The organism is Streptomyces umbrinus (genome assembly GCF_030817415.1).
GTDB lineage: Bacteria > Actinomycetota > Actinomycetes > Streptomycetales > Streptomycetaceae > Streptomyces > Streptomyces umbrinus_A.
This window is the reverse complement of the sequence record NZ_JAUSZI010000002.1, coordinates 6,730,784-6,743,330: the sequence shown is the minus strand read 5'-3', so window position 1 is coordinate 6,743,330 and position 12,547 is coordinate 6,730,784. Positions and strand designations below refer to the sequence as shown.

8 protein-coding genes and 3 rRNA genes are annotated in these 12,547 nt (G+C 64.4%); 1 reads left to right on the top strand and 10 read right to left on the bottom strand.

What is annotated here, in order from left to right; all coding sequences use genetic code 11:
* Positions 1 to 10 precede the first annotated feature (10 nt).
* The 4 genes from QF035_RS29735 to QF035_RS29720 all read right to left on the bottom strand — a co-directional run bounded on the left by QF035_RS29735 (position 11) and on the right by QF035_RS29720 (position 5,896).
* A complete protein-coding gene (locus tag QF035_RS29735) occupies positions 11 to 658 on the bottom strand; it encodes an HAD family hydrolase (RefSeq protein ID WP_307523583.1) in 648 nt (215 codons plus the stop codon).
* A 63-nt stretch (positions 659 to 721) separates the two neighbouring features.
* Positions 722 to 838, bottom strand: a 5S ribosomal RNA gene (gene rrf / locus QF035_RS29730).
* 87 nt (positions 839 to 925) lie between these two features.
* A 23S ribosomal RNA gene (locus tag QF035_RS29725) occupies positions 926 to 4,049 on the bottom strand.
* Positions 4,050 to 4,366: 317 nt separating this feature from the next.
* Positions 4,367 to 5,896 (bottom strand): 16S ribosomal RNA (locus QF035_RS29720).
* The 16S, 23S and 5S rRNA genes sit together here, the layout of an rRNA operon.
* Positions 5,897 to 6,741: 845 nt before the next feature.
* On the opposite strand from QF035_RS29720, the gene trpS reads away from it, so the two are divergent.
* Positions 6,742 to 7,740, top strand: coding sequence for a tryptophan--tRNA ligase (gene trpS, locus QF035_RS29715; protein WP_307523582.1), 999 nt, complete (start codon positions 6,742 to 6,744; stop codon positions 7,738 to 7,740).
* Positions 7,741 to 7,782: 42 nt separating this feature from the next.
* On the opposite strand, the gene proC is transcribed toward trpS, so the two are convergent.
* From proC to QF035_RS29685, 6 genes are all read right to left on the bottom strand, one after another.
* Positions 7,783 to 8,592 (bottom strand): pyrroline-5-carboxylate reductase, encoded by an 810-nt coding sequence (gene proC, locus QF035_RS29710; protein WP_143640475.1) that lies wholly within the window; start codon positions 8,590 to 8,592, stop codon positions 7,783 to 7,785.
* Between the two features lie 122 nt (positions 8,593 to 8,714).
* Positions 8,715 to 9,512 carry an ABC transporter permease gene (locus tag QF035_RS29705; RefSeq protein ID WP_307523581.1) on the bottom strand — a complete coding sequence of 266 codons (798 nt, stop codon included), beginning with the start codon at positions 9,510 to 9,512 and terminating at the stop codon, positions 8,715 to 8,717.
* Positions 9,509 to 10,327, bottom strand: coding sequence for an ABC transporter ATP-binding protein (locus tag QF035_RS29700; protein ID WP_307523580.1), 819 nt, complete (start codon positions 10,325 to 10,327; stop codon positions 9,509 to 9,511). Before QF035_RS29700 ends, QF035_RS29705 begins: the two co-directional genes overlap by 4 nt.
* A 227-nt stretch (positions 10,328 to 10,554) precedes the next feature.
* Positions 10,555 to 11,340 (bottom strand): class I SAM-dependent methyltransferase, encoded by a 786-nt coding sequence (locus QF035_RS29695; RefSeq protein WP_307523579.1) that lies wholly within the window; start codon positions 11,338 to 11,340, stop codon positions 10,555 to 10,557.
* A 256-nt stretch (positions 11,341 to 11,596) separates the two neighbouring features.
* A complete protein-coding gene (locus QF035_RS29690; protein ID WP_307523578.1) occupies positions 11,597 to 12,079 on the bottom strand; it encodes an EamA/RhaT family transporter in 483 nt (160 codons plus the stop codon).
* 136 nt (positions 12,080 to 12,215) lie between these two features.
* Positions 12,216 to 12,503: an SH3 domain-containing protein gene (locus QF035_RS29685; RefSeq protein WP_307531524.1), complete on the bottom strand. Its 288-nt coding sequence runs from the start codon at positions 12,501 to 12,503 to the stop codon at positions 12,216 to 12,218.
* Positions 12,504 to 12,547 lie beyond the last annotated feature (44 nt).

The window sequence follows — 12,547 nt, the reverse complement described above, 5'->3', positions numbered from 1 at the left end:
GGGCGGCAAGTCAGCTCTGAAGCAGGCCGATCAGCTCGCCCATGTCCCCGAAGAGCCGGTCCGCCCCCACCAACCGCTCGGCCGGCGTCATCGCCGTGAACCCGTACACATCCATCCCTGCCGCTACGGCCGCCCGCACCCCGAGCGGACTGTCCTCGACGACAAGGCACTTCTCCGGCGGCACCCCCATACGCTCAGCCGCGTGAAGAAACAGATCGGGCGCCGGCTTCCCCCGCCCCACGTCCTGCGAGCTGAAGATCCGCCCGTCGTCGAACCATCGGTCAAGACCGGTCTTCCGATGCCCCACCCGGATCCGCTCATGGCTCCCTGACGACGCCACACAGTAGGGGACTCCGTCCGCGGCCAGCTTCTCCAGGACCTCCACGGCCCCCGACACCGGCTCCAGCTCCCGCTCGAAGGCGGCGAACACCCGCGCATGAAAGACATCGTCGAAGTCGGCAGGCAGCCGCTCCCCGGTCCGCTCCTCGACGATGTCGTGTACGCGGTGCATGGCGGCGCCCATGTAGTCGCGCAGGGACTCCTCGTACGAGGTGGGGTGCCCCAGCTCGGTGAGATAGGCGGCCAGCAGTGTATTGGAGATCGGCTCACTGTCCACGAGGACGCCGTCGTTGTCGAAGATCACCAGTTCGTAGCGCATAACAAAGACCCTAAACGCAAGAAAGCCCCCGCACCGAAGTGCGGGGGCTTTCCCATAATATTTGTTCGGCGGTGTCCTACTCTCCCACAGGGTCCCCCCTGCAGTACCATCGGCGCTGTAAGGCTTAGCTTCCGGGTTCGGAATGTAACCGGGCGTTTCCCTCACGCTATGACCACCGAAACACTATGAAACTGTCAACCGGAGCCGTGGCCTTGGCTACGACGGTTGTTCGTGGTTTCAGAACCAACACAGTGGACGCGAGCAACTGAGGACAAGCCCTCGGCCTATTAGTACCAGTCAGCTTCACCCCTTACGGGGCTTCCACATCCGGCCTATCAACCCAGTCGTCTACTGGGAGCCTTAACCAATCTAGTTGGTGGGAATACTCATCTCGAAGCAGGCTTCCCGCTTAGATGCTTTCAGCGGTTATCCCTCCCGAACGTAGCCAACCAGCCATGCCCTTGGCAGGACAACTGGCACACCAGAGGTTCGTCCGTCCCGGTCCTCTCGTACTAGGGACAGCCCTTCTCAATATTCCTACGCGCACAGCGGATAGGGACCGAACTGTCTCACGACGTTCTAAACCCAGCTCGCGTACCGCTTTAATGGGCGAACAGCCCAACCCTTGGGACCGACTCCAGCCCCAGGATGCGACGAGCCGACATCGAGGTGCCAAACCATCCCGTCGATATGGACTCTTGGGGAAGATCAGCCTGTTATCCCCGGGGTACCTTTTATCCGTTGAGCGACGGCGCTTCCACAAGCCACCGCCGGATCACTAGTCCCGACTTTCGTCCCTGCTCGACCCGTCGGTCTCACAGTCAAGCTCCCTTGTGCACTTACACTCAACACCTGATTGCCAACCAGGCTGAGGGAACCTTTGGGCGCCTCCGTTACTCTTTAGGAGGCAACCGCCCCAGTTAAACTACCCATCAGACACTGTCCCTGATCCGGATCACGGACCCAGGTTAGACATCCAGCACGACCAGACTGGTATTTCAACGACGACTCCACAGACACTGGCGTGCCCGCTTCACAGTCTCCCAGCTATCCTACACAAGCCGAACCGAACACCAATATCAAACTGTAGTAAAGGTCCCGGGGTCTTTCCGTCCTGCTGCGCGAAACGAGCATCTTTACTCGTAGTGCAATTTCACCGGGCCTATGGTTGAGACAGTCGAGAAGTCGTTACGCCATTCGTGCAGGTCGGAACTTACCCGACAAGGAATTTCGCTACCTTAGGATGGTTATAGTTACCACCGCCGTTTACTGGCGCTTAAGTTCTCAGCTTCGCACACCCGAAAGTGCACTAACCGGTCCCCTTAACGTTCCAGCACCGGGCAGGCGTCAGTCCGTATACATCGCCTTACGGCTTCGCACGGACCTGTGTTTTTAGTAAACAGTCGCTTCTCGCTGGTCTCTGCGGCCACCCCCAGCTCACGGAGTAAATCCGATCACCAGTGATGGCCCCCCTTCTCCCGAAGTTACGGGGGCATTTTGCCGAGTTCCTTAACCATAGTTCACCCGAACGCCTCGGTATTCTCTACCTGACCACCTGAGTCGGTTTAGGGTACGGGCCGCCATGAAACTCGCTAGAGGCTTTTCTCGACAGCATAGGATCATCCACTTCACCACAATCGGCTCGGCATCAGGTCTCACCCTTAATGTGCGACGGATTTACCTATCACACGGGCTACACCCTTACCCCGGGACAACCACCGCCCGGGCTGGACTACCTTCCTGCGTCACCCCATCACTCACCTACTACAGGTCTGGTCCGTCGGCTCCACCACTCCCCTTTGCCCGAAGGCTCCAGGGCGGCTTCACGGACTTAGCATCGCCTGGTTCAATGTTTGACGCTTCACAGCGGGTACCGGAATATCAACCGGTTATCCATCGACTACGCCTGTCGGCCTCGCCTTAGGTCCCGACTTACCCTGGGCAGATCAGCTTGACCCAGGAACCCTTAGTCAATCGGCGCACACGTTTCTCACGTGTGTATCGCTACTCATGCCTGCATTCTCACTCGTGAACCGTCCACCACTAGCTTCCGCTGCGGCTTCACCCGGCACACGACGCTCCCCTACCCATCCCAGCGGGCGTTGGCCCTATATGCTGAAATGACACGACTTCGGCGGTACGCTTGAGCCCCGCTACATTGTCGGCGCGGAATCACTAGACCAGTGAGCTATTACGCACTCTTTCAAGGGTGGCTGCTTCTAAGCCAACCTCCTGGTTGTCTCTGCGACTCCACATCCTTTCCCACTTAGCGTACGCTTAGGGGCCTTAGTCGATGCTCTGGGCTGTTTCCCTCTCGACCATGGAGCTTATCCCCCACAGTCTCACTGCCGTGCTCTCACTTACCGGCATTCGGAGTTTGGCTAAGGTCAGTAACCCGGTAGGGCCCATCGCCTATCCAGTGCTCTACCTCCGGCAAGAAACACACGACGCTGCACCTAAATGCATTTCGGGGAGAACCAGCTATCACGGAGTTTGATTGGCCTTTCACCCCTAACCACAGGTCATCCCCCAGGTTTTCAACCCTGGTGGGTTCGGTCCTCCACGACCTCTTACAGCCGCTTCAACCTGCCCATGGCTAGATCACTCCGCTTCGGGTCTTGAGCGCGCTACTAAACCGCCCTGTTCGGACTCGCTTTCGCTACGGCTTCCCCACACGGGTTAACCTCGCAACACACCGCAAACTCGCAGGCTCATTCTTCAAAAGGCACGCAGTCACGACCCACCAAGTAAACTTGATGAGCGACGCTCCCACGGCTTGTAGGCACACGGTTTCAGGTACTATTTCACTCCGCTCCCGCGGTACTTTTCACCATTCCCTCACGGTACTATCCGCTATCGGTCACCAGGGAATATTTAGGCTTAGCGGGTGGTCCCGCCAGATTCACACGGGATTTCTCGGGCCCCGTGCTACTTGGGTGTCTCTCAAACGAGCCGTTGATGTTTCGACTACGGGGGTCTTACCCTCTACGCCGGACCTTTCGCATGTCCTTCGCCTACACCAACGGTTTCTGACTCGTCTCACAGCCGGCAGACTGTGAAAGAGAGATCCCACAACCCCGTACACGCAACCCCTGCCGGGTCTCACACGTATACGGTTTGGCCTCATCCGGTTTCGCTCGCCACTACTCCCGGAATCACGGTTGTTTTCTCTTCCTGCGGGTACTGAGATGTTTCACTTCCCCGCGTTCCCTCCACACACCCTATGTGTTCAGATGTGGGTGACAGCCCATGACGACTGCCGGGTTTCCCCATTCGGAAACCCCCGGATCAAAGCCTGGTTGACGGCTCCCCGGGGACTATCGTGGCCTCCCACGTCCTTCATCGGTTCCTGGTACCAAGGCATCCACCGTGCGCCCTTAAAAACTTGGCCACAGATGCTCGCGTCCACTGTGCAGTTCTCAAACAACGACCAACCACCCGTCACAACCCGCCGAAGCAGATTTTTACCGGGGCCGGCACTGAAGACAGACCTTGCGGCCATACCTTCAGACACCCAACAGCGTGCCCAACACCCTCGCCACCCGTGATCAGCTTTCCACGCCCCGAAGGACAGTACTTGCAGCCCGAGATGACTGAGAGTGCCGAATAATCAACGTTCCACCCATGAGCAACCAGCATCAGACATTCGCCGATGTACTGGCCTCTGGACCGGCAGGCAGAGCCTGTCAGCCAAGAAGTGCTCCTTAGAAAGGAGGTGATCCAGCCGCACCTTCCGGTACGGCTACCTTGTTACGACTTCGTCCCAATCGCCAGTCCCACCTTCGACAGCTCCCTCCCCACAAGGGGGTTGGGCCACCGGCTTCGGGTGTTACCGACTTTCGTGACGTGACGGGCGGTGTGTACAAGGCCCGGGAACGTATTCACCGCAGCAATGCTGATCTGCGATTACTAGCAACTCCGACTTCATGGGGTCGAGTTGCAGACCCCAATCCGAACTGAGACAGGCTTTTTGAGATTCGCTCCGCCTTGCGACATCGCAGCTCATTGTACCTGCCATTGTAGCACGTGTGCAGCCCAAGACATAAGGGGCATGATGACTTGACGTCGTCCCCACCTTCCTCCGAGTTGACCCCGGCAGTCTCCTGTGAGTCCCCACCATCCCCGAAGGGACGTGCTGGCAACACAGAACAAGGGTTGCGCTCGTTGCGGGACTTAACCCAACATCTCACGACACGAGCTGACGACAGCCATGCACCACCTGTCACCCGACCACAAGGGGGGCACCATCTCTGATGCTTTCCGGGCGATGTCAAGCCTTGGTAAGGTTCTTCGCGTTGCGTCGAATTAAGCCACATGCTCCGCTGCTTGTGCGGGCCCCCGTCAATTCCTTTGAGTTTTAGCCTTGCGGCCGTACTCCCCAGGCGGGGAACTTAATGCGTTAGCTGCGGCACCGACGACGTGGAATGTCGCCAACACCTAGTTCCCACCGTTTACGGCGTGGACTACCAGGGTATCTAATCCTGTTCGCTCCCCACGCTTTCGCTCCTCAGCGTCAGTAATGGCCCAGAGATCCGCCTTCGCCACCGGTGTTCCTCCTGATATCTGCGCATTTCACCGCTACACCAGGAATTCCGATCTCCCCTACCACACTCTAGTCTGCCCGTATCGAATGCAGACCCGGGGTTAAGCCCCGGGCTTTCACATCCGACGTGACAGACCGCCTACGAGCTCTTTACGCCCAATAATTCCGGACAACGCTTGCGCCCTACGTATTACCGCGGCTGCTGGCACGTAGTTAGCCGGCGCTTCTTCTGCAGGTACCGTCACTTTCGCTTCTTCCCTGCTGAAAGAGGTTTACAACCCGAAGGCCGTCATCCCTCACGCGGCGTCGCTGCATCAGGCTTTCGCCCATTGTGCAATATTCCCCACTGCTGCCTCCCGTAGGAGTCTGGGCCGTGTCTCAGTCCCAGTGTGGCCGGTCGCCCTCTCAGGCCGGCTACCCGTCGTCGCCTTGGTGAGCTTCTACCTCACCAACAAGCTGATAGGCCGCGGGCTCATCCTTCACCGCCGGAGCTTTCAACCCCCACAGATGCCTGTAGGAGTGTTATCCGGTATTAGACCCCGTTTCCAGGGCTTGTCCCAGAGTGAAGGGCAGATTGCCCACGTGTTACTCACCCGTTCGCCACTAATCCACCCCGAAGGGCTTCATCGTTCGACTTGCATGTGTTAAGCACGCCGCCAGCGTTCGTCCTGAGCCAGGATCAAACTCTCCGTGAATGTCTGCCGGTAATCCGGCGTAACACCACGAGAGCGGAACAACCGGGCGGAATAAGCCCGACTGTTCACAACGTCCTCGCTGTGCGCCTACCAGGTATGAGCCCGGCAGGACTTTTTCAAAGGAACCTCCACCCACCACATGACATGGTGGACGGGGTATCAACATATCTGGCGTTGATTTTTGGCACGCTGTTGAGTTCTCAAGGAACGGACGCTTCCTTCGTACTCACCCTCTCGGGCTTTCCTCCGGGCTTCCCTTCGGCCTTGCGTTTCCGACTCTATCAGACCGTTTTCCGACCCGATTTCCTCGGTGCTTTCCAGATTTTCGCTTTCGCGTTTCCCTTTCCGGCGGTTCCGACTCTATCAGATCCTTTCGGGCCTGATTCCCGGTCAGAGCGGGTTGTCTTCGCGGCTGTTGGGCCGTTCCGACGAGTGAGACTTTAGCGGAATCCTGGCCCCCCGAGCTAATCGGGGTCGCGCTCTTTCGAACGCTGATTCCTCATTTCGCAAACGCGCATGAAAACGGTCCGACGACGGATCGTCGATCGCTGTGTGCTTGTTGCGGAATGGCTGTCCGGGGACCAACCGAAGTCGGCGCTCACGTCGGACAACTCGGAGAACACTACGTAGGGGTCCAGGGCGTGTCAACTTGACGCCTGGAGCCACCCTGGAGGCGTAGTCTTGGGGCCATGACTACGCACGCGTGCACCCAGCTGTGGTGGGCCGCCTGACGGCGGCCGTACATACGCGTGTACTCAACGGCCGCCGCCTCGGCGGCCGTTCTTGTTTCTCCCTCCTGGAGCGCCGGCCGGCGGTGGTGGCGGCCTCGACCAGGAGGTAGAGGAATGAAGCGGGTCTTCAGCGGGGTCAAGCCGACCGGGCATCTGACGTTGGGGAACTACCTGGGGGCGATGCAGCGCTGGAGTGCGGTCGATCAGCACGAGGCCGACGCGCTGTTCTGCATCGTCGACCTGCACGCGCTGACCGTGGACCACGATCCCGGCCGGGTACGCAGGCTCAGTAGGCAGGCGGCCACGCTGCTGCTGGCCGCTGGGCTCGATCCGAAGCTGTGCACCGTCTTCGCGCAGAGTCATGTGGATGAGCACGCGCGACTGTCGTACCTGCTGGAGTGCGTGGCCACGGACGGCGAGATGCGGCGAATGATCCAGTACAAGGAGAAGGCCGCGGTCGAGCGGGCCCGGGGAGGGAGTGTGCGGCTGTCGCTGCTGACGTATCCCGTACTGATGGCGGCGGACATCCTGGCGTACGGGACCGACGACGTGCCGGTGGGCGACGACCAGGCACAGCATGTGGAGCTGGCGCGGGATCTGGCGGTGCGGTTCAACCAGCGGTACGGGCACACGTTCGTGGTGCCGCGGGCCACGCTTCCGAAGGTGGCGACTCGGGTCATGAACCTGCAGGAGCCGACGTCGAAGATGGGGAAGTCGGACGACGTGGGGCCCGGGATCGTCTATCTGCTCGACGAGCCAGAGGTGATCCGGAAGAAGGTCATGCGGGCCGTGACCGACAGCGGGCGGGATGTGGCGTACGACCGGGAGGCCCGGCCAGGGGTCTCGAATCTGCTGGAGATTCTCGCGGCGTGTGGAAGTGGGAACCCGGAGGCCTTGGCCGGTGTATATGAGTCGTACGGATCTTTGAAGAAGGACACCGCCGAGGCCGTGGTGGAGCTCCTCAGGCCCGTACAGCAGAGGCACAAGGAGTTGTGCGCGGATCCTGCGTACGTGGAGGGGGTGTTGCGGGAGGGTGCGGCGAAGGCCAGGGAGATGGCGAGGCCGAGGGTGGACGCGGCGTACCGGGCGATCGGGCTGCTGCCGGCGATGTGACGAGGAGCGGTGGGGCCGGAGGCGGGTCCGGCCCGGGGGCTCCTAGCTGTTGCCGGAGGCCAGCTCGCGGCTGCGGTCGCGGGCTGCTTCCAGGGCGGCGATGAGGGCTGCTCGTACGCCGTGGTTCTCGAGTTCGCGGATGGCGTTGATCGTGGTGCCCGCGGGAGACGTGACGTTCTCGCGGAGCTTCACGGGGTGCTCGCCGCTGTCGCGGAGCATCACGGCGGCGCCGATCGCGGACTGGACGATGAGGTCGTGCGCCTTGTCGCGGGGCAGGCCGAGCAGGATGCCGGCGTCGGTCATGGCCTCGACGAGGTAGAAGAAGTACGCCGGGCCCGAGCCGGAGAGGGCGGTGCAGGCGTCCTGCTGGGACTCGGGGACGCGGAGGGTCTTGCCGACCGCGCCGAAGATCTCCTCGGCGTGGGCGAGGTGCTCGGCGGTGGCGTGGCTGCCGGCGGAGATGACGGACATGGCCTCGTCGACGAGGGCGGGGGTGTTCGTCATGACACGGACGACGGGGGTGTTCTGGGCGAGGCGCTCCTCGAAGAAGGAGGTGGGGATGCCCGCGGCGCCGCTGATGACCAGGCGGTCGGCGGGGACGTGCGGAGCGAGTTCGTCGAGGAGGGTGCCCATGTCCTGGGGCTTGACCGTGAGGATCAGGGTGTCGGCGCTCTTGGCCGCCTCGGCGTTGGTGACCGGAGTGACGCCGTGGCGCTCCTGGAGTTCCTTGGCGCGTTCGGGGCGGCGGGCCGTGACCAGGAGGTCGGCGGGGGCCCAGCCGGCTCGGATCATTCCGCTGAGCAGGGCCTCGCCGATCTTGCCGGTGCCGAGCACTGCGACTTTCTGGGTCATGTTCGGTTGCCCTCCGGGGGTGCGTCGTCCGAGGCCCATCCTCGCACCGGGGGCGTGGGGGTGGGCCGCGCTGTCCGGTGGGCGGGACGCGGCCGTCCCGGGGGCGGGGGTGGTGCTCGGTGTCACGCGGTGCGGCGGCGGAGGGTTGCCGCGCCGAGGCTCAGGACGAGGAGGGCGCAGGCCGCGACGATCAGGGCGTCGCGGATGAAGTTGGCGGTGACGTCGGTGTGCTTGAGGACTTCGTTCATGCCGTCGACGGCGTAGGACATGGGGAGGACGTTGGAGATGCCTTCGAGTACGGGGTGCATGTCGGGGCGCGGGGTGAACAGGCCGCAGAGGAGGAGCTGGGGGAAGATCACGGCCGGCATGAACTGGACGGCCTGGAACTCCGAGGACGCGAAGGCCGAGACGAACAGGCCGAGGGCCGTGCCGAGCAGGGCGTCGAGAAGAGCCACCAGAAGGAGTAGCCAGGTCGAGCCTGTGACGTCGAGTCCGAGGGCCCAGACGGCGAGACCGGTGGCGAGGGCGGACTGGATGACGGCGAGCGCGCCGAAGGCGAGGGCGTAGCCGATGATCAGGTCGGCCTTGCCGAGGGGCATGGCCAGCAGGCGTTCCAGCGTGCCGGAGGTGCGTTCGCGGAGGGTGGCGATGGAGGTCACCAGGAACATCGTGATGAGGGGGAAGATGCCGAGCAGTGAGGCGCCGATGGAGTCGAAGGTGCGCGGGCTGCCGTCGAAGACGTAGCGGAGCAGCAGGAGCATCACGCAGGGGATCAGGATCATCAGCGCGATCGAGCGCGGGTCGTGGCGGAGCTGGCGCAGGACCCGGGCCGCGGTGGCGGTGGTGCGGGAGTAGCTGATCGCGCTCTGCCTCGGGAGCGTGGTCGTGCCCGTACGGGTGGTGGTGGTCGTGGTGCTCATCGGACGGACTCCTTGCGGGACGGGTTGCCGGCCGCGATCGCCTCGTCGACCAGGTGGAGGAAGGCGGCCTCGACGGTGTCGGCGCCGGTCTGGTTGCGCAGGGCGTCCGGGGTGTCGTCGGCGAGGATCTCGCCCTCGCGCATCAGGAGGAGGCGGTGGCAGCGCTCGGCCTCGTCCATGACGTGGGAGGAGACGAGGAGGGTGGCGCCCCGGTCGGCGGCGATGGTGTGGAAGAGCTGCCACAGGTCGCGGCGGAGTACGGGGTCGAGGCCGACCGTGGGTTCGTCCAGGACGAGGAGTTCGGGGGTGCCGAGGAGGGCGACGGCGAGGGAGACGCGGCTGCGCTGGCCGCCGGAGAGGTTGCCCGCGAGAGCTTCGGCGTGGGAGGTGAGGTCCACGTCGGCGATGGCGTGGGTGACGTTCTCGTGGCGGCGTTCGGCGGCGGCGCGGCCGGAGTCGAGGATCGCGGCGAAGTAGTCCAGGTTCTGGCGGACGGTCAGGTCGTCGTAGACGGAGGGGGCTTGGGTGACGTAACCGATGCGGGAGCGGAGTGCGGCGTGGCCCGCGGGGAGACCGAGGACGTCCAGGGTGCCGGTGACCTTGGCCTGCGTGCCGACGATCGACCTCATCAGGGTGGACTTGCCGCACCCCGAGGGGCCGAGCAGGCCGGTGATCTGGCCGCGGGGGACCTCGAAGTCGAGTCCGCGGAGGACTTGGCGGATACCGCGGACGACGGTGAGTGCGGCGGCGTGGACCGCTGGGGCCGCGGGGTGGTTCTGCGGGGTCGTGGGTGGACCGGACGAGTAATTCATCATGTGATGAATAGTGCGCCTGCGGGATGGAGGCGTCAAGCCCGGGCGGGGGCATGGCTGGGCCGAGGCGCGTGACGGGAGCTCGTGCGGTGCGTGGGGCGCCGGGTGCTCGGTGGCCGGCGCCCGGTGGTGAGTGGTGAGCACCCGGCGGTGGGCGCCCGGTGGTGGGCGCCCGGTGGTGGGGGGCTGTTTTTCGGGCGGGTGTGGGTGGCGGGCGCCCGGTGGTGGGGTCAGGGGCGGAGTGCGACGAGGAGGTCGACGTCGTACGTCTCCTCGACGATGCCGTCCGGGAACACCTCCAGGAGGTGCTCGCGCTCCTCGGCGAGGAAGGACGCCGTGCCCTCCTCGCCGAGGACGAGGAAGATCGAGTGGCTGCCGATGTTGGCGAGGTGCGTGTCGAGGGGGACGCTTCGGGTCCAGCGGACCTGGTGATGTGTGATGTCCGGGACCGTGATCGCGCCAGCGAAGGCGCGCTCGGCGCGGGCGGAGGTGCCGCCCTTCTTCCCGACGGCGTCGCCGCCGAAGTACCGCGCGACGCGTTGCTCCTGGGCGGCGATCCACGGGATGTCCAGGGCGTCCATGTTCCACCAGAGGGCGAGGGCGCCGCCCGGGCGCAGGACGCGCATCGCCTCCGGGGCGGCCCGGGCCGGCTCCGTCCAGTGCCAGGCCTGGGCGTAGGTCACGAAGTCGGCGGAGGAGTCGGTGAAGGGGAGGGCGTTGCCGTCGCCGCGTACGAGGGGGGTGTCCGGGAGGGTCCGGCGGAACTGGCGTGCCATGCCGGCGCCTGGTTCGACCGCTACGACGTTCGCTCCGCGGGCGTGCAGGAGGGTGGTTGCGATGCCTGTGCCTGCGCCCACATCGATGGCTCGGGCCCCTGCCAGGGGGCGGCCTGCGGCGGTCTCCATCGTGTCGAAGAGGGTGGGTGGGTAGGAGGGGCGGTTTGCGGCGTACTGGGCTGCGGCGGCGTTGAAGGAGTGGGCTCGGGTGTGGTGGTGGGTGCGGGAGGAGGCGGTCATGCCGCCATGGTGGCCTTGGGCGGGGGTGGGGGACAGCGGGTCTCGGTAAGAGGTTGGGGTGAGGACGGGGAGGTTTTCGCCCCCGCCGCCCCTACCCAATCCCGTCACTTGCTCAGGGGCTTCGCCCCCGAACCCCCGCCAAGAGATTGCGCAGTTCCCCGCGCCCCAAGGTCTTTAGGGGCGCGGGGAACTGCGCGACCAGCCACACCCGCCCCGCACCCGACAACACACCCCCACGGGACCTGGGGCGGAGCCCCTAGCGGCGGCGCTTGCGAGACGGGTTTCCCGTGCGGCGGGCGGTGCGGCGCGCGTGTTCGGCGCGGGCCGTCTCGTACTCCTGGCGGTGGAGTTTTTCGCCGGGGGCCTCGGTGAGGGAGCGGAAGAAGTAGGCCAGGAGTGCGCCTACGAAGCCGATGGCCAGGAGGCCGCGGAGGGATGCCTGGGTGTCGGGGTCGGGGCGCTCGGCGAAGCCCTCCCAGGTGCGGCGGAAGGCGATCGCGCTGCAGATCGCGAACATCACGACGACGAGGAGGGTGACGAAGCCGCCCACGGCCGCGATCGCCAGGCCCTCGTAGGCGAAGCGGAGAATCAGGCAGCTCGCCACGGCGGCCGCCAGCGAGCCGGCGTCCACGCCCGCGCGGCGTCCCGCGTAGCCGGCGTCGTGGTCCACCCAGGTCGTTCCGAAGAAACGGATCGGTTCGGGCCGGGGGCCTGCGGGGGTGCCGGTTTCGTCGCTCACGGCTCGATTATCGCCCCGGGCGGCGGGAGTGCCGATGTGGAGGGTGCGTCGGAGTGCCGACGGGTGGGTGTAGGTGAGTGAGGGGGCGGCTCGGCTTGCCGGCTCGTGGCCTGCGAGCCGGGCCGCCCCGACGCGGTCAGCTGCAGCGTGGTGCCACGTAGCCGTCGCTGCCCGTGTTCACGTACGCGTCCGAGACATACGCGCCGTTGTCGATGTTGTCCCAGATGTTCGTCGTGCCGTAGGGACCGCTGATCGTCTCTCCCGGGCGCTGGCAGTAGATCGAAACCATGGCGCCCACGGGCAGGGTGCGGATGATGGTGTACCCGGTGCCCGGGCCGCTGCGGACGTTCACGGTGTAGCCCGGTGCGATCGGGTACGTGCGTGCCGCCGCCGCGTTCGCGGACGTGGGCGAGCCCATGACCATGAGGAAGGCCCCGGCCGCCGCGCCGGCGATCAGAGTTCCTCTGC